18 protein-coding genes, 1 tRNA gene and 1 pseudogene are annotated in these 22,728 nt (G+C 48.4%); 4 read left to right on the forward strand and 16 right to left on the reverse strand.

The window, feature by feature from the left end:
- Positions 1–25 precede the first annotated feature (25 nt).
- Complete coding sequence (locus QM717_RS10200; RefSeq protein WP_415037372.1) at positions 26–877, reverse strand: phosphatase PAP2 family protein; 852 nt, start codon at positions 875–877, stop codon at positions 26–28.
- Positions 878–958: 81 nt separating this feature from the next.
- Positions 959–2,059, reverse strand: coding sequence for a DUF4407 domain-containing protein (locus tag QM717_RS10205; RefSeq protein WP_415037373.1), 1,101 nt, complete (start codon positions 2,057–2,059; stop codon positions 959–961).
- 272 nt (positions 2,060–2,331) lie between these two features.
- Here QM717_RS10205 and QM717_RS10210 point away from each other — a divergent pair, with 272 nt between their 5' ends.
- Positions 2,332–3,552, forward strand: coding sequence for a glycosyltransferase (locus QM717_RS10210; RefSeq protein WP_415037374.1), 1,221 nt, complete (start codon positions 2,332–2,334; stop codon positions 3,550–3,552).
- A gap of 202 nt (positions 3,553–3,754) precedes the next feature.
- On the opposite strand, the gene QM717_RS10215 is transcribed toward QM717_RS10210, so the two are convergent.
- Complete coding sequence (locus tag QM717_RS10215) at positions 3,755–5,143, reverse strand: dipeptidase (RefSeq protein WP_415037375.1); 1,389 nt, start codon at positions 5,141–5,143, stop codon at positions 3,755–3,757.
- 112 nt (positions 5,144–5,255) lie between these two features.
- Here QM717_RS10215 and QM717_RS10220 point away from each other — a divergent pair.
- Positions 5,256–5,337: transfer RNA gene (locus QM717_RS10220), tRNA-Leu, on the forward strand.
- 388 nt (positions 5,338–5,725) lie between these two features.
- On the opposite strand, the gene QM717_RS10225 is transcribed toward QM717_RS10220, so the two are convergent.
- The 7 genes from QM717_RS10225 to QM717_RS10255 form a co-directional block, all read right to left on the reverse strand.
- Positions 5,726–6,331, reverse strand: coding sequence for an alpha/beta hydrolase (locus QM717_RS10225; RefSeq protein ID WP_415037376.1), 606 nt, complete (start codon positions 6,329–6,331; stop codon positions 5,726–5,728).
- A 73-nt stretch (positions 6,332–6,404) separates the two neighbouring features.
- Positions 6,405–6,947 carry a hypothetical protein gene (locus QM717_RS10230; protein ID WP_415037377.1) on the reverse strand — a complete coding sequence of 181 codons (543 nt, stop codon included), beginning with the start codon at positions 6,945–6,947 and terminating at the stop codon, positions 6,405–6,407.
- A gap of 46 nt (positions 6,948–6,993) precedes the next feature.
- The gene (locus QM717_RS10235) at positions 6,994–7,356 is read right to left on the reverse strand and encodes a nuclear transport factor 2 family protein (RefSeq protein ID WP_415037378.1); all 363 of its coding nucleotides are present in this window, start codon (positions 7,354–7,356) and stop codon (positions 6,994–6,996) included.
- 73 nt (positions 7,357–7,429) lie between these two features.
- Positions 7,430–8,338 (reverse strand): pseudouridine synthase, encoded by a 909-nt coding sequence (locus tag QM717_RS10240; RefSeq protein WP_415037379.1) that lies wholly within the window; start codon positions 8,336–8,338, stop codon positions 7,430–7,432.
- A 215-nt stretch (positions 8,339–8,553) separates the two neighbouring features.
- On the reverse strand, positions 8,554–9,510 hold the full coding sequence (locus QM717_RS10245; RefSeq protein WP_415037380.1) for a geranylgeranylglycerol-phosphate geranylgeranyltransferase: 957 nt from the start codon (positions 9,508–9,510) through the stop codon (positions 8,554–8,556).
- A gap of 98 nt (positions 9,511–9,608) precedes the next feature.
- The gene (locus tag QM717_RS10250; protein ID WP_415037381.1) at positions 9,609–10,547 is read right to left on the reverse strand and encodes a mevalonate kinase; all 939 of its coding nucleotides are present in this window, start codon (positions 10,545–10,547) and stop codon (positions 9,609–9,611) included.
- Positions 10,548–10,619: 72 nt separating this feature from the next.
- Positions 10,620–11,708, reverse strand: coding sequence for a diphosphomevalonate/mevalonate 3,5-bisphosphate decarboxylase family protein (locus tag QM717_RS10255; RefSeq protein WP_415037382.1), 1,089 nt, complete (start codon positions 11,706–11,708; stop codon positions 10,620–10,622).
- 99 nt (positions 11,709–11,807) lie between these two features.
- Between QM717_RS10255 and QM717_RS10260 the strand changes: the two genes are divergently transcribed.
- Positions 11,808–12,284 carry a TspO/MBR family protein gene (locus QM717_RS10260; protein ID WP_415037383.1) on the forward strand — a complete coding sequence of 159 codons (477 nt, stop codon included), beginning with the start codon at positions 11,808–11,810 and terminating at the stop codon, positions 12,282–12,284.
- On the opposite strand, the gene QM717_RS10265 is transcribed toward QM717_RS10260, so the two are convergent.
- Genes QM717_RS10265 through QM717_RS10275 form a run of 3 tightly spaced genes read right to left on the reverse strand, consistent with a single transcriptional unit; the run spans position 12,281 to position 15,962 of the window.
- Positions 12,281–12,901 (reverse strand): hypothetical protein, encoded by a 621-nt coding sequence (locus QM717_RS10265; protein WP_415037384.1) that lies wholly within the window; start codon positions 12,899–12,901, stop codon positions 12,281–12,283. The two genes, QM717_RS10260 and QM717_RS10265, sit on opposite strands and share 4 nt — an antisense overlap.
- A 55-nt stretch (positions 12,902–12,956) precedes the next feature.
- Positions 12,957–14,699 carry a T9SS type A sorting domain-containing protein gene (locus tag QM717_RS10270; protein ID WP_415037385.1) on the reverse strand — a complete coding sequence of 581 codons (1,743 nt, stop codon included), beginning with the start codon at positions 14,697–14,699 and terminating at the stop codon, positions 12,957–12,959.
- 39 nt (positions 14,700–14,738) lie between these two features.
- On the reverse strand, positions 14,739–15,962 hold the full coding sequence (locus tag QM717_RS10275) for an NAD(P)/FAD-dependent oxidoreductase (RefSeq protein WP_415037386.1): 1,224 nt from the start codon (positions 15,960–15,962) through the stop codon (positions 14,739–14,741).
- A gap of 96 nt (positions 15,963–16,058) precedes the next feature.
- Between QM717_RS10275 and QM717_RS10280 the strand changes: the two genes are divergently transcribed.
- Positions 16,059–17,837 carry a T9SS type A sorting domain-containing protein gene (locus QM717_RS10280; protein WP_415037387.1) on the forward strand — a complete coding sequence of 593 codons (1,779 nt, stop codon included), beginning with the start codon at positions 16,059–16,061 and terminating at the stop codon, positions 17,835–17,837.
- Here the strand turns inward: QM717_RS10280 and QM717_RS10285 are convergent, their stop codons facing one another.
- The 3 genes and pseudogenes from QM717_RS10285 to QM717_RS10295 form a co-directional block, all read right to left on the reverse strand.
- A complete protein-coding gene (locus tag QM717_RS10285) occupies positions 17,838–18,521 on the reverse strand; it encodes a glycerophosphodiester phosphodiesterase (RefSeq protein WP_415037388.1) in 684 nt (227 codons plus the stop codon).
- Positions 18,522–18,579: 58 nt separating this feature from the next.
- Positions 18,580–20,230, reverse strand: a pseudogene (locus tag QM717_RS10290) (alpha-amylase family glycosyl hydrolase); the annotation flags it as partial.
- Complete coding sequence (locus tag QM717_RS10295; protein ID WP_415037389.1) at positions 20,230–22,614, reverse strand: TIM-barrel domain-containing protein; 2,385 nt, start codon at positions 22,612–22,614, stop codon at positions 20,230–20,232. The pseudogene QM717_RS10290 and the gene QM717_RS10295, both read right to left, overlap by 1 nt.
- Between the last annotated feature and the right edge of the window lie 114 nt (positions 22,615–22,728).

Here is a 22,728-nt window from a genome sequence, read left to right on the forward strand (position 1 = left end):
CCAGCCTAAGCGCTGGATTTTTTATTTAGAAGGTGCCCACGATCCCGATCGTTTTGGAAGTGAACTGCATGTTCCACGAGATTTTCTTTTTGGACATCACCGGATCGTAATTGCGTTGGCGGTTCAGGTATTTGTCAATGCTTTCGACCGTGGCCACACTGAGGGCCAATCCGACGCCCACATCCGACAGCCAATGCGCACCGGCCCACAAACGCGAAACCGGCGTGACCATGCCGAGCGCCCAGATACCCGATTTGACCCAATAACTGTCAAATTGTTTGGAAATCGCATAAGCGGTCGTAAAGGCCAAAATCGTATGGCCCGATGGAAACGAATGGTATCGTTCTTCCTTCGAAAAAGGCTCGAAGGTAGCCGAGCCCAAGCCCGCACCCGGTCTGGCGCGACCCGTCGCATTTTTGAGTACGCTTTGGATCAATCCGCCGGCCGTCGCCGAGGAAATGAGCAATACGCCCGTTTTCCTGATTTTTGGATTTTTGGTTAAAATCCCAACCACATAGATGCCGCCCGTAATCCCATAATTGTACAGCGGTTTGCCGAAATAAAAACCGGCATCTTTCACGGTTTCGGGGATGTCGTTGCTGTGTCTCATGAAATATTCGCTGCCTTCTTCATCGGCCAACCACAACAGTCCGGTACCGGCCACGACGCCACCAAAAGCGATCCAATTGCCTTTTTTCCAATGAAATGGAGCCGAATACGCATGTTTGAGGCCGCCCCAAACACTTACGCCATCGTATTTGAGCATTTCCCAACGCGTCATCTGGAGCGTATCGACAGCGACAAGCGTATCCTGTGCGCGGAGTTGGAAACAAAAGAAAAGGGCCAGGGCCAGACGGAGGAAGTTTCGGGTCAGCATAATCGAATGGTGGTTTGGTCACCTAAAATTAAAAAAATAAATCCGGACTTTCGAGATCCGGATTCAATTTCTATGGTCTTTTTACAAGGTCCGTTTTTGCTTCTCGACAAAACCATTGGCTTGCAACTCGAGCAATTCCTTGGCCTTACTGCGTTGCAGGTTGTAGAGTTCCTTGTCTTCGGCGATGTCTGCGTAGACGCGGTCGTGCATCTGGGCGCTGGTTTTGACAAGCAGGTCGCGTTGGTATTTGTCTTGTGTGATCGTCGCTTTTAAGGCCGTTTCAATGTCCTCGAGCTTGAAATCGTATTCGCCTTTCGGGGACAGCAATTTGGCGATGATCGGCGAAGTTTCAATCGCAAGGAACAACAGCATGATGAAAAAAGACGGCAGCCATGGCAGTTTGTTGAGTGCGTTGATGCGCGCCATGAGCCCATCGAAACCATCAATAATGGGTTGGGTGTCGGTGACTTTTTTATCGAGATCGGCCTGAAGCATTTTGCCTTTCTTTTCATTTTCGGCGATTTTGGCCAGGTTGGTTTTACGCAGTGCATCCAATTCGGATTTGGCCAAATCGTGCTTGGCGATTTTCTCCTTGAATACGGGCCCTTTGCCGAGTTTCATCGTGCCTTTGGTGCCTTCGGCTTCGGCGATGTAGGTTTCGTAAAGCGTGTTGACTTCCTTCTCTTTTTTCGCGATTTCCGATTTGAGGCTGTCGGTTTCGGCCTTGTTCTTGTCGAGATCGGTTTGGAAATAAGAGGACACCTGTTTTTTGTTGGCGAGCGCCATCGCATTTTTCTCCTTAAGTAGTACCGTATCGATTTCCTTTTCAAAAATCTTGATCTCTAGCGGTTTGGAAATCACGATCGCAATGATGATCGCCAAGGCAATCCGTGGCGTGGCCTGTAAAAACTCGGCCGAAAAACTGTCGCGTTTGCGGATGGTCGAAACGATGAATCGGTCAAGATTGAAAATGAGCAAACCCCAAACAAAACCAAAGGCGATGGCCGGATAAATGCTGTCGAAAACCGTAAACAAAGCGTAAGCGCTTGCGATGAATGCCATGACGGCCGTAAAGAAAACGGTGGCGCCAATACCTGCGAACTTGGTCTGTTCGCCTTCGGAGCAACCTTCGAGCAGGTTTTTATCGGCCCCGGAACACAGGATGAAGAATTGTTTGAGCATGTGATTTTGTGATTAAAGTGATTGATGAGCTTCTGCCTGAAAATCATCGGGCGTCGACTTTACAAAAGTAACGCCAAAAAGTTTCGGATGTTGCAATCTGGTGTTAAATGTTTTAGATTCAGTAAGTTGTTTTCTAGGAGCCGGGAACCTGCTTTTCGCTACAATCTTTTTAAGGATTTCCGTCGCAAGCTCCCGAAAATCCTTAAAAAGGATTTTCGCTGCAATCAGGGCTAGGTATCTGTATCCCAATAAACTTTTCGTTAATTTGCAACATGCAAAACGTACTCATCATTGGCTTTGTCTGGCCCGAACCCAATTCATCGGCGGCCGGAAGCCGCATGCTGCAACTCATCGAATTGTTTCTTGGCCAAGGTTGGAAAGTGACATTTGCCTCTGCCGCGGCCGACAGTGAATTTGCGTTTGACGTAACTTCCATCGGTGTCGAAAAAGTGTCGATTCTACTCAACGATGCTTCTTTTGATTCCTTCGTAAAAGAACGCAATCCAACGATGGTGCTGTTCGACCGCTTCATGACCGAGGAGCAATTCGGCTGGCGCGTGGCCCAAAATTGCCCGGATGCCATACGGATTTTGGATACCGAAGACTTGCACAGTTTACGTCAGGCAAGACAAATGGCCGCCAAGGAAAACCGCGACTTTTCGAATGCAGATCTGTTTTCGGATGTAGCCAAAAGGGAAATCGCGAGTATTTTCCGCTGCGATTTGTCATTGATGATTTCTGAAACCGAAATCGAATTGCTCCAAAATTTCTTCAAGGTCGACGCGTCGTTGTTGTATTATTTGCCTTTTTTGGTCGAAGCTGCTGATCCAGCCGATTGGCCCCAATTCGAAGCCCGGAAAGATTTTATTTTCATCGGTAATTTTTTGCACGAACCCAATTGGCATACGGTGCAATATTTAAAAGCCGAGATTTGGCCACGAATTCGCGAATTATTACCGAATGTTTCGCTTAGAATTTTCGGGGCTTATCCGTCGCAAAAAGTACTGCAACTGCACAAACCTTCCGAAAATTTCCACATCATGGGCCGCGCAGAAAATGCAGCCGAAGTGGTCAGGAATGCCAAAATCGTCTTGGCCCCGATCCGTTTTGGGGCAGGAGCGAAAGGCAAGTTGCTCGAGGCAATGCAATGCGGCACCCCAAGCATCACCACTACAATTGGAGCAGAATCGATGGCGGGAAATTTACCATGGAATGGGGTGATTGCCGACGGAGTAACTGAAATCGCAAATGCCGCGGTCGAACTGTATCAAGATCAAAACCTGTGGAAACAATCACAGCAATACGGGATAACAATCGTGAAGGAACGTTATGCGAAAGAAAAGTTCGCTGAGCCATTTATTGCCCGCATTTTGGGGTTGCAAGACAATCTGTCGGAGCACCGGCAAAGCAATTTCATCGGGGCAATGTTGCACCACCACAGTCTGGCGAGCACCAAGTATATGGGCAAGTGGATTGAGGAAAAGAACAAGTAGGGCGTTGCCGCAACAGAAACTTTCTGTCTAAAATGAGGCTTTTGTTTGTTGCGGCCGGGCTGTACGCTTTATCTTTTGCCGCCTTCGCTACGCTATGTCTGCAAAAGGATACCGCTGCCATCCCTAACGCAAAATATAAAAGCCACGAATGCGCGAATAATTAATTTTAAATTCGAACATTCGTGGCGAAAAATCGAGGTACTTATTTGTTCAGTTCCACAAAATATTTGTAAAACAACGGAATCGTCTCGATGCCTTTCAAATAATTGAAAATCCCGAAATGCTCGTTCGGCGAATGGATCGCGTCGCTGTCTAGCCCGAATCCCATCATGATGGTTTTGCTCTTGAGTTCTTTCTCGAACAAGGCCACAATCGGGATCGAACCGCCCGAACGCACCGGAATCGGCTTGACGCCAAAACTATCCTGGTAGGCTTTGGCTGCGGCTTGGTAACCGATGCTGTCTGTTGGCGTCACATAACCCTGTCCGCCATGGTGTGGCTTGACTTTGACCGTGACACCGCTCGGTGCAATATTTTCAAAATGTTTGGTAAACAGTTCGGTGATTTCTTCCCAGTCCTGGTTCGGAACCAGACGCATCGAAATCTTCGCGTAGGCTTTGGAGGCGATGACGGTTTTCGCGCCTTCACCGGTATAGCCGCCCCAAATGCCGTTAACGTCTAACGTAGGGCGAATCGAATTTCTTTCGTTGGTCAAATAGCCTTTTTCACCGTAGATGTCATTAAGGTCGAGTGCCTTTTTGTATTTGTCGAGGTCGAACGGCGCCTTGGCCATTTCGGCTCTTTCTTCGGCAGAGAGTTCCTGTACCTTGTCGTAGAATCCGGGAATCGTGATGTGGTTGTTTTCGTCGTGCATCGAGGCGATCATTTTCGCGAGGATGTTGATCGGGTTGGCCACTGCACCGCCGTACAATCCGGAATGCAGGTCGCGGTTCGGGCCGGTAACTTCCACTTCCACATAACTCAAGCCGCGCAATCCGGTCGTAATCGATGGTTGCTGGTTCGAGATCATGCCCGTATCGGAGATCAAGATCACATCATTTTTGAGCTTGTCGTGGTTGCGCTCTACGAACCAGCCCAAACTTTTCGAGCCGACTTCTTCCTCGCCCTCGATCATGAACTTGACGTTGCAAGGCAAAGTGTTCGATTGCACCATGTATTCCAATGCCTTGACGTGCATGTACATCTGGCCTTTGTCGTCGCAGGCGCCGCGTGCGAAAATGGCCCCTTCGGGATGGATATCGGTTTTCTTGATTACGGGTTCGAATGGTGGGGAATCCCACAAATCCATCGGGTCTGGCGGTTGCACGTCGTAATGTCCGTACACCAAAACCGTGGGTAAATTTGGATCGATGATTTTCTCGCCGTAAACGATCGGGTAGCCCGGCGTGTCGCAAATTTCGACGAGCTCGCAGCCCGCTTTTTCAAGGCTGGCTTTGACGGCATTCGCGGTATCGATAACGTCTTGGGAATAGGCTGGGTCGGCACTTACGGAAGGAATTTTTAAAAGTTCAACCAACTCGCCGATGAACCGGTCTTTGTGCTGCTGAACGTATGATTTAATGTTGTCCATTGTGGTTTTTGAATTTTAATCTGAAAACCAAATGTACAAAAAACCGCCCAAACAAAATTTGAATTATTTGCTTTGAAAGTTGGAAGTTATACTTATATTTGCAGCCACTCACGCGGATATGGTGAAATTGGTAGACATGCCAGACTTAGGATCTGGTGCCGCAAGGCGTGTAGGTTCGAGTCCTATTATCCGCACAGAAAAGCCTCTTGGAAAGAAGGGGCTTTTTTATTTATATTATAAAAGGCGTGTAGGTTCCCCCGACGCTTCGGGGCTATTATCCGCACAGAAAAGCCTCTTGGAAAGAAGGGGCTTTTTTATTTATATTATAAAAGGCGTGTAGGTTCCCCCGACACTTCGGGGCTATTATCCGCACAGAAAAGCCTCTTGGAAAGAAGGGGCTTTTTTATTTTATATTATAAAAGGCATGTAGGTTCCCCCGACGCTTCGGGGCTATTATCCGCACAGAAAAGCCTCTTGGAAAGAAGGGGCTTTTTTATTTATATTATAAAAGGCGTGTAGGTTCCCCCGACGCTTCGGGGCTATTATCCGCACAGAAAAGGCTTTTCGAGAGAAGGGCTTTTTTTATTTTGCCAAAGCGTAATCTTGCCGCGCCCATCTTTTGCACGGTACCATCCATTGGTCCATCGCGCGATAGAGAAAACCATGCCTCAAACCGGTGTGAAGTTCAATTTCTTCGAAATGTTTCACTTTTAATGGCGCGCGGGCTATTTTTTTCTTCATCGAAACGCCATAGGAATCAGTCTTTTCATAGATATTGAGGATGTTTCCACACAATTGAATGTCGGGGATTTCGGTGATGTCGTTGTCCTGGAACGCACCGATGAGTACATAATTGACATTGGGATGGGCCAAATAGGTCGAAACGTATTGGGCAATATAACCGCCTTTTGAAGTGCCGATTACCGTAATGTGCTTCGGGTTTACGCCCAGTTCAAATAAACTGTCGATTTGGGAAACGACTTTCTTTGCGTAAGATTTGACATCGGTTTGGGGTTTTCGTTTCTCAGATAGCACGATGAATCCGTCTTTTTTAAAACCGCCGATGATTTTGAGGTATTCCACCTTCCCGAATTGCGGATCGGCCTGATCGAGCTCGTGCGTTTCGAGGAATTTATTGTGCAGAAAGAAGATGTAATTCTCGGGAACAACCGATTCTTTGGTTGCCATGGGCGCTTGGTCTGATTTGGATTGGCATCCCAGCAGTCCTGCGATCAAAAAGAAAAAGGCGATTGTTTTCATCTCAAATGTCCTGTATGCGCAGCACCAAGGTTTTGGCTCCTTTGTTTTTGGCAGTGTCGATCATGTCTTGGGTGCCGCCTGGGCCATCGGCTTTTTTTTCATCCCACAGCGCCATCAGCGTGGTTTGTTGCGAACCGATGTCTAACGCGGTGTCGAGCATCCAACGATTGGTCGCCGCCCAAACATTGTCTTGCGAATTTCGCGTTGGTAGGACATGAAAAGGCAGGCGGTCGATGAGCCGGTCAAAACGTTCTTCCCAATCGGGGCCGGCAAATGAAACCGAATGTTTCTTGAATTCTTCGGGTTCAAAAGCAAGGTAGATTTCCGATGGAATGCCCAATTCAAGGCAAACTTCGTGAAACAGCATGTCGCCGCCGCAAGCACCGCCCGCAATTCCTTTCAACGCAGGACTGGATAATTGTTCCTTGGCCAACGTTGTAAATATGGCACGACGCACGCCCATTTCCTTGTCGGCCGGAAAACGCGGCTCCTTGCGATCGGCGCGGTCGATCATGTGTCCGGTAAATAGAATCGGATGGATCATTGTTGGATCATTGCGGATAAACTAAAGGTACGCAATAAAATGCAATCTATCCGTGGTAAACGCGCGAGGCGATGATTTTTCCGTCCTTGACATCTAATACTTCGGCCACGAGCATCTTTTCCTCCCCGGCCACCGAGCGTACATATTCCATAAATACGCGGTCGGAACTCGCCGTAAGTGAAGTCACCTGGTAATGCAGGGTTGGCAAGCGGTCGAATGAATCCTGCCACCATTGGCGCATCGCATCTTTCCCGATCACGAGGCCGCCTGTTTCGGGTTGGCGGATTTTGAGTTTCGGACTGAAGTGTTGGGCCTCATCATCGTACAGCGACAACAGTTTTTCGAGGTTGTGTGCGTTGAAGGCTTCAAACCAGCGCATGGCAATCGATTGCAGGTCTTGTGGTGTCATAGTTTTATCGGATAAAAAAATCCCAAAAGATTTGGGATTGATTCGTATTGGGTGGCCCAAAGGCTGGGCTAAATTACATATTTCTGAGGTTGATTACCTCCTGTTCGGTCAAAAATCGCCAGTTGCCGCGCGGCAGGTTCTTTTTGGTGAGTCCGGCAAACGCGACGCGGTCTACCTTGAGCACGTTGTATTTGAATGCCTCGAAAATGGCGCGTACGACTTTGACGTTGGCCGTGCGCAGCTTGATTCCGATCTCGGTTTTGGCCTGGCCTTCGATGTAGCTGATTTCATCCACATACAAACGGTGCTCGTCCAAGGTCACACCGTTGGAAATCTTTTCCAGGTCCTCGAACTTGAGGTTTTTGTCGAGCGACACCTGGTAAATCTTGTGCGATTTCTGGTTGGCTGCGGCAAATTTGGTGATCAGGTCGTTGTCGTTGGTGAACAATAACAATCCGGTCGTGTTCTTGTCCATGCGCCCAACCGGCTTGAGTTTGACGGTGGTCGCCATACGCACGAGGTCGAGCACGTTGCGCATCTCGGCATCGTCTTCGCCAGCGGTCGTGAAATTCTTGGGCTTGTTGAGCAAGATGTATTCTTTTCTTTCGGGGGTAATCGTCGCGCCGTCGAAGTTGACCACATCGCCGGGTTTGACCTTGTAGCCCATTTCGGTCACGGGCACGCCGTTGACTTTGACGGCCCCGGATTGGATGTAAATATCGGCATCGCGTCGCGAGCATGCGCCCGAATTGGCGATGTATTTATTGAGACGAATTTCGTCCGGGTTTTTGGACTGCTTGGGTGCGGTGGCTTTCTTTACAGGTTTTGCTGCGCCTCTGGCGGCTGGCCTGCCTTCGGTTGTAGGTTTGTCTTTCTTCGGACCTTGTGCGCGTTTGGGCAGCGCTGGCTTGGGTTTGTTCGAATTCGGTCGGCCGCTCGTACGCGCGGTTCCAGGTTTCTTGTTGCCGTCCTTTTTGTTCATAATGCGTAAATTAGGGTGCAAAGATAGTTTTTTTTCGGGAGCTTGTTCCTGCTGTCCGCTGTATCTTTAGTTGCTTAAAGAAAGCAACTAAAGGATGCCGCTTCCATCAGGGCTAAAACGCGTCGTGTAAATCAGAACCCTAGCCCTGATGGAAGCGGCATCCTTTTATGGAGCGCAGCGCAATAAAAGATACAGCGGACAGCAGGAACCAGCTCCTAAAAACGAATCACCGACAAATACTTCTGTCCATGCGCGAGCACCGACGGCTCAATGAGCATGATGCTAAAAACGCCCGCCACAATCAGCAATTTGAGCAGGTTGTGCAATTGCAGGAATTGGTCGCGCGAGTTCGATTTCCACAGGTAAATGACAAAAAAAATGAGCGAGGCGAGGCAGCAGTAGAAATAAATGTCCATGTAGCCGACGTCGTAAATGTCGGTCAACACATACACCGGAAAAACAGTGAGCGCGCACAACACCGTAATGACGCGCTTGGAAATGCGTTCGCCGTACACCACGGGAATTGTCTGGTAATTGTTGGCCAAATCGCCGACGATGTTTTCGAGGTCCTTGATGATTTCGCGGATCAACAGCAGCAAATACAGGAAAGCGGCATGCGCAAAAATAATCCCCGTTTCGATTTCATACGGATGGTATAACTCTTTTTTGTAGAAGTAAATCAGGATGCCGAAGAAAGGAAAAACGGCGAGGAAAGATGCGGTCAGGTTGCCAATAATCGGGTACTTTTTGAGCTTGTGCGAATAGAACCAGATCAGGAAAATATAGACCGAAAAGAACAGCAGCACGCGCCAAGAAATGAAAAATGCAATGAGCGCGACGAAGAAGTTGAGCGAGAAATACACATACAATTTCGTGCGTTGGCTTACCAATCGGTCGAGCATCGATTTGCGTGGGCGGTTGATCAAATCCTTTTCGGAATCGTAAAAATTGTTGATGATGTAACCCGATGCGATCGACAAACTAGAAGCAAGTACAAGGATGAATACATTGGCATCGAGCAGAATCTGCATCGCGCCCGTGTCTTTGGGCGACAGGATAAAAATCGCCGACAGGTACTGCGCAATGACAATGACGGGAATGTTGTAGCCGCGCACGACCGAGAACAGGCTGACGATTTTTCGTAACAGCAATTTGTTCTTTCTGCTCAGCATATTTTTAATGAATAATTAATAATTAACAATTAATAATTGAGTCGACATTTTGACGCTCTGTCATCATTATTAATTGTTCATTATTCATTGTTAATTAATTAAAATTGGTAAACGACTTCGAGTTTGTAATCTTTCAAAGCCTTTTTGGCCTTGTCGAAATCCTCGGCGAATCCGAGGATGTAGCCGCCACCACCGGAGCCGCACAATTTGAGGTAATAATCATTGGTGTCGATGCCGTGCTGCCAAACGCCGTGGAAGGCTTCGGGAATCATCGGCTTGAAATTGTTGAGCACGACTTTCGAGAGTTTCTTCGTATTGGAGAACAATGATTTCATGTCGCCGTGCAGGAAATTCTCGACGCAGGCATCGGTATATTTGACGAATTGGTTCTTGAGCATCGCCCGGAATCCTTTGTCCTTGAGGTTTTCCATAAAAATGTTGACCATCGGTGCGGTTTCGCCCACGATGCCAGAATCCAGAAGGAACACGGCGCCTTTGCCCGTGGCGTGTTGCGTCGGGATGCCGGTCGCTTCGATGTTGTCTTTGGAGTTGATCAAAATCGGGATGCTCAGGTAACTGTTGAGCGGATCGAGACCGGAGCTTTTGCCGTGGAAAAACGATTCCATCTGGGCAAAGATATTTTTGAGTTGGAGCAACTTCTCACGCGTCAGATTCTCCAAAACGGTGATTTTATGCTTGGCGTATTTGTCGTAAATCGCCGCGACCAACGCACCACTCGAACCTACGCCATAACCTTGCGGAATGCTCGAATCGAAATACATACCGCAGGCAACGTCTTTGTGCAGCGCCTCGAGATCGAAAGTGACCAATTCGGGTTGTTCCTTTTGCAGGTTTTCGAGGTAAAGCACAAAACGGCTCAAGCTCGCATTCGATTTGACCGCTTCCTCCGAAGGGTTTTCGGAAGTCTTGAGCGCGCCGTTGTAAAAATTATAGGGAATGGATAAACCTTTGGAATCCTTGATAATTCCGTACTCTCCGAACAAGAGAATCTTGGAGTAGAATAGTGGTCCTTTCATTTTGTTTTGGTTGTTGAAAGTGTTAACGTTTGAAGCGTTAATTTATTGGGTAAAGATACAACAAATTTGATTTTAATGCGCAATTAATTCGGCGCCAAATCCCATTTGGTCAACAATATACTGATTGTTCTGGCAATGCATCGCCAATTCCGATTCGATAAACGCCAAAACCTGTTCTTTGGTTTGTTCGGGATACAACACATGCACGTTCGCACCCGCGTCGAGCGTAAAGCAAACCGGGATTTTGGTTTCGCTTCGGAACTTCCAGATTTTGTTGATGATTTCAAGTGTGTTGGGTTTCATCAAGATGAAATACGGCATCGAGGTCATCATCATCGCATGCAACGTCAATGCTTCGCTTTCGACAATTTTGACAAATTCTTCGAGGTTTCCGTTATGCAGCACTTCGGAGATTTTATCGAGGTTTTGATGTGCCTGCGCGAATCGCTTTTCGGCAAACGGATGGTCGTGCATCAAATCGTGTCCTACCGTACTCGACACTTGTTTTTCGCCTTTGTCGACGAGCAGGATGGTGTCTTGGTAGTTGTTGAAATTGGGGTGGATGTCCTTCGGGAATTCGACCCCGAACAAATCCGAACTGGTTTCGGTATTCGCATGCGCCCCCCAAACCACGACTTTTCCTTTGACGCTCCGGCACGCGCTTCCCGAACCTAATCTTGCCAAGAAAGACGCTTTCTGACAAAAATATTCCTCGGTCATTTCAGGATTCAGCAATCTTTCCAGACTCATAAAATTTACTGCCAATGCCGCCATTCCCGAAGCCGACGAGGCGATTCCCGAACTGTGCGGAAACGTATTCTGCGTATCGATCGTAAAATGGTAATCCTTCAAAAAGGGGAGGTAGGGTTCGACACGCTCGAGAAATTTTTGAATTTTAGGCTTGAAATCTTCCTTGGGTTTTCCTTCGAAAAGCAAATCGAAGGAGAAATTGCCGTCGTTTTGTTTTTTTTCAAAAGCCAAAGTCGTAATCGTTTTGCAATGGCTCAACGTAAAACTCACCGACGGATTGGCCGGAATCTGGTTGGCTTTCTTGCCCCAGTATTTGACCAGCGCGATATTGCTCGGCGCGCTCCAGGTAAATTGTCCGGAATCGGAAGTTTGGGAATAGCTCGACGGAATAAAATCTTGGGTTTGGACCATGTTGCAAATTTTACGCAAAGATACTTTTTTGGTTGAAACCTTTGATGGTTTATTTGTACAAGGTCGAGCATAGATTTGTGTACCTTTGACAGCAAAAACATGAACCGTTACCTCAAAATACTCATTTTCGTGGCCACTTGCCTTGGCGTGGGTTTCATCTCAAGCTATGCCACACAATCGGGTGTCCATACTTGGTTCCCGACTTTGGAAAAACCATCGTTCAATCCGCCCAATTGGGTGTTTGCGCCGGTGTGGAGTTTCCTCTATGTTTTGATGGGTGTTGGCGCGGGGCGTGTTTGGGACCGCATCGATTTCGAACGCGAGAACGTCAAAAAAGCGCTGCTGTTCTTTTGGGTCCAGCTCGCGCTCAATGCGTTGTGGTCGGTGTTGTTTTTTGCGATGAAAAACCCGCTGTTGGCTTTGATCGAAATCATTTTGCTGCTGCTGCTGATTTACGAAACCTATCTCCAATTCAAGAAAATCGACAAAATTGCCGGACTGTTGTTCATTCCCTATTTGGCCTGGGTCGGTTTTGCGACAATACTCAATGCCGCGCTGTGGTGGCTCAACCGTTAATTTTTGAGCAGGACGAAATAATCCCAATCGGCCGGATTACCAACGCCTACACTTGGCGTATACACAAAAATCCGAATCGGCGCGTTTGGGTTGCTCACGCGGTATTGTGCGACGATCTGCAGGTTTTTGATGGCGTCCCAAATCGCGGCATACGGAACCGTGAAATTGGTTTGCGAATAATCCAGGAACAGGAAAGCATTGTTGTTGGGCATCGGCAAGGCACCGCCGATGGCAAACGAGGAAGCCGGCACCAAGCTCTGCGGATATGACATCGCGCCCAATCCCATCCAGACGATGGTTCCTTCAAAAATGGGTTGGCCTTCATCGGCATACACGAGCGTGACGCTGCCAAAATCGATGGGCGGGTTGTATGCCCAAGTCAAATTGAAGTTGGGGTTGTTCGGAAAAACCAACTCTTTTCCGCCCTCGAAACTTTGGGTCAGGTAATCCACTTTGAGCAATAAGGCTTTGTTGGGCACGACATTTTGCTGTGGAATATTGCGTACGGGCTTGCCGGTATTTGGCACATTGCTGTTGTCTGTCATCGGGCTGTCTTCTTCGGTGCAACCCCATGCAATGATCAGGGCAAGCATCAAAAGTGTAATTTTCGATTTCATCGCTTTAAGTGTTTGAATTACAATATTTAAAGTTATGAAAAAAAGAAAGCGATTGCTATTGGACCAACAGTTTTTTTATCCACTTTTTCTGATCGGAAGTATTGATTTCGAGCAAGTAAACGCCTTTGGACAGTTGTGAAACATCGACTTTCAATGAATTGGAATCTGCGTTTTCAAAAGTACGCACCGATTTCCCCAAAACATCCATCAATTTTACCGATGCAATCCTTTCTCCCGAATTGGAAAGCCTGACCTCAAAGGCATCGTGCGCCGGATTCGGGTACACCAAAACGGTTTGTGCCCCAAAAGTATCCAACCCAAAAGTCTGCGTAAAAGTCGTTTCAAACACATTGGTCGTAATGGCCGGATTGGTATCGAAAAAAATAGCGGCGCTGTTCGGGATCACGTCACCGGCTGAAAACCCGGGTTTCAATTTAACGCTGAAATGGACAAATCCTTGGCTTTGCGCTTCATTGGCTGACAGCGGCGGCAATTCGATCGGGTCAAACGTCCAGCTCAGTTTATTGTCGACCCTCTCGAGAATGTAATCGTGGCTCGCGCTGATGGTCCGTACGCTTTCCGGGTCGAGTTGGTCATCGAGCAAGTCCTCGATCCTGACCTTCGAGGCAAAAGCGGTTCCGGTATTCTGGAAACGGATCGTGTAATCCAGCGGTTCCGCTGCATCAAAAGTCCCGAACGGAATTTGTGGCCCGTGCGCTTCTATTTTGTCATTCGGATCCCATGAGCCCACGACAGTTTCGTAATGGTCGTCGGTGTTGTCGGTCGCATCGGTATCGTCCACTGCAGAGATGACAATCGAGTTGTGCACAAGATCGCCCAAATTCACATACGGGATAGGCGGAATGTTTAAATAGTAATCTAACCTTTTGGTCTCAAATGGCAAAAGCGAATAGTTGTAAGTGAAACCGGTTGGCGTAGGGGTGACGCCGCCGACAGCGCCCGGTGAGTCCACCGATGGATCGCGCGTAAAGTCCAATGTTCCCGATGTAGGAAGCGAACCGTAATTGGTATAGATGATTTCCAGCTTAAAAGCATGGCCCGGAACCGGGGGCTTAATTGTCGCGATTTCAACCGACACATTGGCGTTGGCCTGGATTTGCATGACCGGAAAATAAAGGTGGTGGATACCGCTTCCGTCTGGAATGCTATAGTCATTGTACAAAACCGGTGGTGCGGCATAATACATCGCAAATTCGGGATTGATGCTGAAACTGAAATCGTAGGTATTGGACGCGTTCGGGTTCTGATAGGTGTAAGTGCCAGTCGAACTGTCGATGTAATGGTAGCTGCCGGTATTGTTGATGCGGTACGTAAATCCGCCATACGGGAACAAGGGTTCGCCTTGGTCCATCATGCCATCTTGGTCCTGATCCAGGAAGGCCGTCAGCACCACATTGTCGCAGTTGTTGAAACCCGAATACAAAAGCGAATTTTGCGCGCCATACCCCCGGGGCTTGTTGTAAATGACCTGGCCATCGGGATTCACGATGGAAATGTATACCTCACTCGGGAAATTTCCGCCCGCATTCCAAAACAATTCAAACGGCGTGTCGTCGCACAAAGTAACGGTTTGATCAAACATATTAGAGCCAATTAGGTTTAGCGCAGCCACCGGCACGGAATTCTGCGAAACCGTCATCGTATTGCCGTTCCAACCGTCGCCGAAAGCATCCCTCAATTTAAAAATATAATCACAACCACTTTGTTCGGGAGCACATTGTGCCTGTGCCAATGTACCCAAACAACATATCGAAAATAAAACGAGGAATTTTTTCATAGAAAATCGGTTACCAAAACCAAACAATCCAGCCCCAAATTACCCTACCGCATCAACGATCGATTGCGCCAACAAATAGCTGCTCGTCCACGCATTCTGGAAATTGAACCCGCCCGTAATCGCATCAATATTAACGATTTCGCCTGCAAAATACAAGTTTGGATGCAGTTTGCTTTCCATCGTCTTGAAGTTGATTTCTTTCAAATCGATGCCGCCGGCGGTGACAAACTCCTCCTTGAACGTGCTTTTGCCGTTGACCTGAAACGTGGCCTGGGTCAATTCGAGCGCAAGCTTTTGCAGTTGCGCTTTCGACAAATCGGCCCATTTGGTTTCGCTGCCGATGCCCGCAGCGGACGTCAGGCTTTCCCACAAACGGTTGGGCAGTTCGAATGGGGATTTCTTCGGGACTGTTTTTTTGGGCTGTTCGCGTTTGATTTCACGCAATTGTTCCTCGACCTCGGTCGCGTTGTAATCGTTGAGCCAATTCACGACAATCGAAAACTGGTATTTGCGGTCGAACAATTCGCGTGCGCCCCAAGCCGACAATTTGAGGATCGCCGGTCCGCTCATGCCCCAATGCGTGACCAATAACGGCCCGGTTGTCTTGAGTTTGCTGTCTTTTACTTTGACGGTCACCAAAGCCGAGACGCCCGGCAAATCCTCGATGCGCGGATCCTTGATGTTGAAGGTGAACAACGACGGCACCGGAGACACAATCGCATGCCCAAAGTTTTGCAGCAAATCCCACATTTTTGGGTTGCTGCCTGTGGCCAGGACCAGTTTGTCGCAACTGTAATTGTCGTGTTGTGTATCAATTTTCCAAGCTTTTTCGCTTTTGAAAATCGACTGGACGCTTTGGCTTTTGTGGACTTCGATCCCGAGTTTTTTGGTGGCATTGAGAAAACAATCGATGATGGTCTGTGACGAATCGGTCACCGGAAACATGCGGCCGTCTTCCTCAATCTTGAGTTCGACGCCGTGTTTGTCAAACCATTCGATCGTATCGCCCGAGGCAAACTGGTGGAATGGTCCGCGCAATTCCTTTTCACCGCGCGGGTAAAACTTCGCGAGTTCATTCGGGAGGAAACAGGCGTGGGTCACATTGCAACGTCCGCCGCCCGAAATGCGCACTTTCTCGAGCACTTCTTTGCCGCGTTCGAGAATGGCAATCTTTAACTTCGGATGTTTCTCGGCAATATTGATCGCCGTAAAGAAGCCCGCCGCGCCGCCGCCTACAATGATGATGTCGTAATGATGAACCATGGCGCAAATATCCGAATTCTTTTGGGAAATGCGGCATGCGTTAAAGTGTTGACGATGAGTGGATATTTGTGTACTTTTAAGCCAAACAACACTGCTATGCAAAAAATTACCTTTTTAATCTTGGCCGCACTATGTTCGATTTCGCTGCAAGCCCAGGATGTGGAGCGGCTTTGGGGCACCTATTTCGGAGGCAGGATTTTCGAAGCTTCCGATTCTGCCATCGACAGCCAAGGCAATGTTTATGTTTTGGGAATCGTTTATGGCAGTGCACTCGGGAACAATTATTTGAGTCAATTTGCCTCTGCAGATGCCTTGCAGCCGCAATTCTGGGGAGGAATGTGCGATGCGTTTCTCGTCAAGTTCGATTCCGACGGGGAAGTATTGTGGAGCACTTTTTTTGGCGGCGATTTTCTCGAATACGCCTATGGCATTGCAATAGATTCTACCGATTCTGTCTACATCGCCGGGACCACCGAGAGCAATGATTTGGCCACTACGGGTGCCTTCATGATTGGGCATGACCAGCCAGGCGAGGAGCAAATCGGGTTCATCGTCAAATTCGCCAGCGATGGGCAAAGGTTGTGGAGTACCTATTTTCCGGGTTGGATTACCGATATTGTCTGCGATCATGAGGACAATCTGTATTTTGCCGGACAGACCGAACGCCAAAGCGGTGTGACATCGGCAGGCGCTTATCAGGAAAACTTCCTGTCTTTTCCGTTGCCGTTTACCTCGATTTTGGCCAAAAACGGTTACCTCGCCAAATTCAATAAAAATGGTGCGCGCATCTGGAGCACGTATTACGGCGGCGCCAACCCCTTGGGCATTGACGTGGACGCCGACAATAATTTATATGTGGCCGGTTTGGCCTATGAACCAGTGGAGGATGGGCATTTTTTTGCGACCGAAAATCCGCACCAATCCGAACGTTCAGACAATTTCATCTCCAAATTCGACAGCAACGGCAACCGTGTCTGGAGTACTTACTTTGCGTCGGTTTCGCATGGCGAATATGAAAAAGCGACTTACACGTTTAGCCTCGCCGTAGAAGGAGATTATTTTTACATGACCGGGTATTCATTGGAAAATCACAGCGGTTTGTTGACTACGTCGGGTGCGCCTCAAACGACCATTTCGGGCGTTTCAGATATTTTCCTGCAAAAATTCACAAACGACGGTACGCGGGTTTGGGGTAGATTATTCGGAGGTAACGGTGAAGATTTTATCGGTTCGTTCAGCCGGCTCAGCGTCAGGGGAAATTCCATTATCTTGTCAGGAAATACCAACAGTTCTGCAGGCTTGGCCACGGCAAATGCTTTTAAAACCAACTATTCGGGCGGTACCCAAGACAGTTTTTTTGCGCGCTTTGATTCAGATGGCAACCGCATTTCGACCTCCTATTATGGCGGTAGCGAAGTCGAGTTGGTGCATGGCTGTCTTCAAGCGACAGATGATGAATTCTACCTTTTCGGTTCGACTTTCAGTCCCGATGGGATTGCGACGGCAGGCAGCCACCAACCGCTGCTCAACACTGGCGGTATTGAGGTCCCGAATGCAGAAAACCTTTATCTCGCCAAGTTCAAGACGATTGCCCTCGGCGTAGCAACTTTCGATACAGCCGATTGGGCATTGTATCCCAATCCAGGCAACGGCGTTTTTGTGCTGAGTGGAAATGTACCGGCAGATGTACAGCAAATGCAAATGAAAATCTACGACAACCTCGGACGGGAAATGGCGACCGATGAAATTCATGCAAGCAGCCTAAAGATCCATCAGCAATTCGATTATAGCGGACAATTGTCGACCGGGATTTATTGGGTTAAAATCGCATCCGGGACAAAGGTTTTAAAAACCATCAGGTTGATGGTTAAATGATCACATCCGATCCGGAAAATCCGTAATAATGCCATCCACACCAAACGATTTGATTTGTTGCAAATCGGCAAATTCATTGACGGTCCATACCAATACCCTGAGGTTTTGGCTTTGCATCGCTTTTACCTTTTCGGCGGTCAGCAAATGAAAATACGGATGGATGGTTTCGGCCTGGATTACTTTGGAAAAGCTGACGGCCAAATCCAAATCGGTGCTCGTCAAAACCCCGATCGGAATCTCTTTGTGTAAGGCACGAGTCTTTTCCAAGGCCACCCAATCGAAAGACGAAACCAAAAAATCCGAATAATCCCAGCCCTTTTCAAGGACGTATTTTTCAATCAAATCGACGACAGGCCCAGCCGTTTCGCCGGCTTTGAGTTCTACATTAATCAGGCATTTTCGGCCCACCAAATCGAACACTTCGGCCAAGGTCGGAATCTCGAACTGGAAATCGATCTGATGCGTTTTGAGCACGTCCAAAGTGAGGTCTTTCACCACGCCTTTTCCATTCGTAGTGCGGTCGATCGTTTCGTCGTGGATCACGATGATTTGACCATCGCTGCTCAAATGCACATCGAGCTCGATGCCGTCCACGCCCAAGTCGATGGCCTTCTGGAAACTGGCCAGCGTGTTTTCGGGCAAATGCCCTTTGGCGCCGCGGTGTCCGATATTGAGGATTTTCATGCTGTAAAAATAAAAAACGCCTTCGGGTTGGAAGACGTTCTTGAAAATTTATTTGATTTCTTTCGAGCAATACCGTCGAAAAATCCGAATCGAAAACCACGCGGCCTTTGTCTACCGTGAATTGCTTTCCGGAATAGGCATCGCGCAATTTCGTCCCGTCTTTGTAGACCGAGGAAACCGTGATGATCTTGCGGCCCAAGACCATGTCGAGCCCGATGATCGCGCGGTCGAGGTAATCGTCCTTGACAAAACCACGGCTGAAGATGTAAGGCGAAGCCGAAATCTGGCGGTGTACGCCTGCCCCGATGCACGGATGCTTTCTGCGGAATTGTCCCAATTTCTGCCAATGCGCGAGTACTTTTTGTTTTTCTGGGCTTTTGGCCAGTTCGTCCCAGTTCATGAACGAACGCAAAGTGGCGTCACCTTCGGTACCAGGAATCTCGAGTGAACGACCGGTTTCATCCCCGTAATAAATTTGCGAAACACCGGGCGACAACAGCAGTTTGGTCGCGCTTTCGGTGCTTTTTTCGCGTTTGGCGTCGAAAGGCGAACCGTCGTCATGCGAAGACAAATAGTTCAAGACGCTGAAGCCGTCGAGCTCGATGTTGAGTTTCGACGAATATTTCGAAAAGATGTATTCGTATTCGCGCTGTGCGTCCCATTTGAATTCGAAGTTGATCATCGAGTTGAAACCGTGCGCAAAATAATTGACCTTGCGGTCGCCGAAATCGAAGTTTTTTCCTGCGGAAATTCCGTAGTTGTAGACTTCGGCAATCGTATAGAATTTATTGTTGTCGAGCACTTTCGACGGATTGTTTTTCTTCCATTCGGCAAACGCGTACTCGCATTGTGTTTTGAAATCGGCCCAAACCGTTTCATCGGTGTGCTTGACCGTATCGGCGCGGTAACCGTCGATCCCGAATTCAGTAATATAATCGGTCAGCCATTTGATGATGTAGTATTTGGGTGCACGCGGATAACCGGTTCTTTGGAAAAACGCATCGAGCGAAGCCATTTCTTGTTCGTATCGGCCTTCTTTTTTCCATTTTTCAACCAGGAATGGGGGCAATGCCACATTGGCGTTGCTTTCGGTCAATACATCGGGCAGATTCTTGACGAGCGTGCAGGCGGTGGTCGTTTTCGAAGGTTTTGTAATCGCATTGCGGTCCGGTGCGTACCCAATCCGATGGCCAGACCGTGTCGATGTCGGTGACCGGTCCGGTGTGGTTGATTACGCCGTCGAGCAAGATGCGGATGCCGTGCGCGTGCGCTTTTTCGACCAGTTCTTTCAAATCGGCTTTGGTGCCGAAATTAGGGTCGAGGTTGGTCCAGTCGCGCGTCCAATAACCGTGGAAACCATAGGTCATCCCGGTGCCTTCGTCGACACCGTCGTGGATCTGTTCGACGATTGGGGTGAACCAGATCGCATTGACACCCAATTTGTCGAAATATCCTTCGTCGATTTTCTGGATGATGCCGCGCAAATCGCCGCCTTCAAATCCGCGCAATTTGCCCGTTTTTTTGTTGCGCCCGAAATTGACGTCGTTGGTCTTGTCGCCGTTGGCAAATCGGTCGGTCATCAGGAAATACAGGTTGGCGCCTTCCCAGACAAACGGGTTGTTCGATTGGACGGGGATGTTGTTCTGGGCTTTCATCGGCAAGGCTATACAGGCTGCAAATAGCAGGAACAGCGCGTTGAGTTTGTTCATTACAATTCGATTTTGATGTCTTTTGTGGTTCCTTTTTCTAAAGTGATTGGAATTTCCAAGTGGTTGTTGTCGGCTTTAAAAGTAACGATTTTTCCGTTAACGGTCACTTTTTTGGCCCCCGATAAGTTGTGGACAATCAACAGGATGTTTTTGTCGGTCGCCCTGAATTGCTTTTGGACGGTATTCGCAATGGCAATCGCAACAATGTTGTCTTTCGGATGACACGAAAAAGTAACCGTTTCCGATTGTTTTTTGCTTGCGGCTTCCGGTGTTTGGCCATCGTCGTTGTAGAGCGTATAATCACGCGTCGGCTTCATCGGGTCCCAATAAAAATGTACCTCGAAGTTTTGCAGCGAATAAGCCGAGGTGTTCCGGATGGTCTTGATCATCGGCACAAACGCATTGCTGCGCACGTAAACCGGAATGTGGTCTTCGGCGACCTTTACCGATTCCGTCCTGCCGCCGCCAAAAAAGTTTCCGGTGTAAAAGTCAAACCAGTTGCTGCCTTTCGGGAAATAGATGGTTTCGGTGGTGACGCCTGCTTTGGTGATCGGATGTATGAGAAACGCATCGCCCCAAAAGTAAGAATCGGAAGTATTGTAAAGTGCGGGATTATTCGGTTCCTCAAAAAACAACGGACGCATCAAGGGTTTTCCCGAAACCGAGTTTTCATAGGCCAGCGTATAATTGTACGGCAGCAATTGGTAACGCAATTCGACCTGTTTCTTGGCCTTGGCCTTGGTCGCCACATCTTTGTAAACCGGCTCCGGTGCAACTTCTTCGTGCGCATGCGGACGGAAAATCGGTTGGAATACGCCATATTGCAGCCAGCGCAAATACAATTCATTGTCGAAATAATCGCCCGCAAATCCACCCAAATCCGAATGCATAAAACCGATGCCCTGCATCCCCATTTCGAGCGCGATTTCAGGTTGCGATTGCAAACCGCCCCAGCTTCTCGACACGTCGCCGCTCCAAGGCACCATACCGTAACGCTGCGATCCCGAATAACCGGCACGCATCAAAATGAATGGCCGCACATTGGGGAAATCTTTTTGGTAACCTTCGAACACCATTTTGGCCCAGTGGTGTCCGTAAATATTGTGCACCGAGCTGGCTTTTCCTTTGGTTGTAATTACTTTGGAAGGGAATGCTTCGGGTTCGCCCAGATCGCCCCACCAACCGCCGACGCCTTGACTTGCGAGGTTCTTGTAAATGTTCCAAAACCAGGTCCTGCCTTCGGGTTTGAAGACATCGACGATGCCGCCGTGCCCGAAATAGAAATCGAATTCGGCCGATTTGCCGGTTTTATCGGTCGCGAGGACTTTTTGGGTGTCGGCTTCTTGCCATTTCGAGGAAGTCGTCAGGATGAACGGTTCGGTGATCAAGATCGTTTTGATGTTTTTGGCGTTGAGGTCGGCCATCATTTTTTCGGGGTTCGGGAAGGTTTCGCGGTCCCACTCAAGATTGCCCAAAGTCCCTTGGATTTTTTTGCCGAACCAATACAAATCGAGGATGATCGCATCGACGGGAATTTGGTCGGATTCGAATTTCTTGATCGTTTTTTCGACTTCCTCCTGCGAATGATAGCCAAAACGGCTCGAGAAATTGCCGAGCGCCCAACGCGGCAACAACGGTTGCGTTCCGGTGAGTTGGGTATAGTTCGAAATCAAGTCGGTCCAATTGTCGGCGGCGATGACCTGGTAGGTTTTACGGCCTGAAACCGTTTCATAAGCGATGGTGTTGTTTTTCTGGCTGTCGAGGTCGAGTTCGCCCAAGGCCGGATTGTCGAAATGCACCGCATAAATCTTAGACGAAAGCACGAGCGGCATCGTAAAATTGAGCAGTTCGGAACGATCCCCATAACCGTAATGCGCCTGGTTGCGCAACTTGAGTTTGTTGCCCCGACGGTTGAGCCCGAGCGCACGTGCGCCGCCGCCATACAAGGCTTCCGATGGATCGATGTTGAAATTGAGGGTTTCGGTGGAATCTTTTTTGACATAGCCATTTTTCTCGGAAAACAGGTTTTTGCCTTTGTAATCGTAAGCGATTTGGAATGGGGATTTTTGGATGACCACGTTGATTCCCGCGGTGGTCAAGGTAATTTGATTGCCCGATTCCTTGGTTTTGCCGATACTTGATTTTGGAGCCAAAACCACCGCGTGCGACTCCGGATTGAACACTTCCCCGGTCGGCAGGAAAGTCGTTTCTATGATGTTTTCCGAATAGGGCTTGATGAGGTATTTGCCATCGGAAACCACAATTTCGAACGTGCCTTTATTTTGCTTGAGGCCGATGAATTTTCGTCCCGACACTTCGGGAGCGTTTTGGCTCCACGTTGTTGTGGCGACAAAAAGGAATAGGAATAAAAAGTGTTTATGCATGATTGTTTTTTTAATTCACTGAGCATCTATTTTCATAGGCGTTCAGTAGACTTCGTTTAGCCCCGATGGCAGCCGGCATCCTTTTGTTCCGCCTCTTTAGCGGACAAAAGATAG

It is taken from the genome of Flavobacterium sp. (assembly GCF_047602195.1).
GTDB lineage: Bacteria > Bacteroidota > Bacteroidia > Flavobacteriales > Flavobacteriaceae > Flavobacterium.

Excerpts from the sequence above, each read along its gene's own strand:
- QM717_RS10200 (WP_415037372.1), bottom strand. The coding sequence starts at position 877 with ATGCTGACCCGAAACTTCCTCCGTCTGGCCCTGGCCCTTTTCTTTTGT.
- QM717_RS10205 (WP_415037373.1), bottom strand. The coding sequence starts at position 2,059 with ATGCTCAAACAATTCTTCATCCTGTGTTCCGGGGCCGATAAAAACCTG.
- QM717_RS10210 (WP_415037374.1), top strand. The coding sequence starts at position 2,332 with ATGCAAAACGTACTCATCATTGGCTTTGTCTGGCCCGAACCCAATTCA.
- QM717_RS10215 (WP_415037375.1), bottom strand. The coding sequence starts at position 5,143 with ATGGACAACATTAAATCATACGTTCAGCAGCACAAAGACCGGTTCATC.
- QM717_RS10225 (WP_415037376.1), bottom strand. The coding sequence starts at position 6,331 with ATGGCAACCAAAGAATCGGTTGTTCCCGAGAATTACATCTTCTTTCTG.
- QM717_RS10230 (WP_415037377.1), bottom strand. The coding sequence starts at position 6,947 with ATGATCCATCCGATTCTATTTACCGGACACATGATCGACCGCGCCGAT.
- QM717_RS10235 (WP_415037378.1), bottom strand. The coding sequence starts at position 7,356 with ATGACACCACAAGACCTGCAATCGATTGCCATGCGCTGGTTTGAAGCC.
- QM717_RS10240 (WP_415037379.1), bottom strand. The coding sequence starts at position 8,338 with ATGAACAAAAAGGACGGCAACAAGAAACCTGGAACCGCGCGTACGAGC.
- QM717_RS10245 (WP_415037380.1), bottom strand. The coding sequence starts at position 9,510 with ATGCTGAGCAGAAAGAACAAATTGCTGTTACGAAAAATCGTCAGCCTG.
- QM717_RS10250 (WP_415037381.1), bottom strand. The coding sequence starts at position 10,547 with ATGAAAGGACCACTATTCTACTCCAAGATTCTCTTGTTCGGAGAGTAC.
- QM717_RS10255 (WP_415037382.1), bottom strand. The coding sequence starts at position 11,708 with ATGGTCCAAACCCAAGATTTTATTCCGTCGAGCTATTCCCAAACTTCC.
- QM717_RS10260 (WP_415037383.1), top strand. The coding sequence starts at position 11,808 with ATGAACCGTTACCTCAAAATACTCATTTTCGTGGCCACTTGCCTTGGC.
- QM717_RS10265 (WP_415037384.1), bottom strand. The coding sequence starts at position 12,901 with ATGAAATCGAAAATTACACTTTTGATGCTTGCCCTGATCATTGCATGG.
- QM717_RS10270 (WP_415037385.1), bottom strand. The coding sequence starts at position 14,699 with ATGAAAAAATTCCTCGTTTTATTTTCGATATGTTGTTTGGGTACATTG.
- QM717_RS10275 (WP_415037386.1), bottom strand. The coding sequence starts at position 15,962 with ATGGTTCATCATTACGACATCATCATTGTAGGCGGCGGCGCGGCGGGC.
- QM717_RS10280 (WP_415037387.1), top strand. The coding sequence starts at position 16,059 with ATGCAAAAAATTACCTTTTTAATCTTGGCCGCACTATGTTCGATTTCG.
- QM717_RS10285 (WP_415037388.1), bottom strand. The coding sequence starts at position 18,521 with ATGAAAATCCTCAATATCGGACACCGCGGCGCCAAAGGGCATTTGCCC.
- QM717_RS10295 (WP_415037389.1), bottom strand. The coding sequence starts at position 22,614 with ATGCATAAACACTTTTTATTCCTATTCCTTTTTGTCGCCACAACAACG.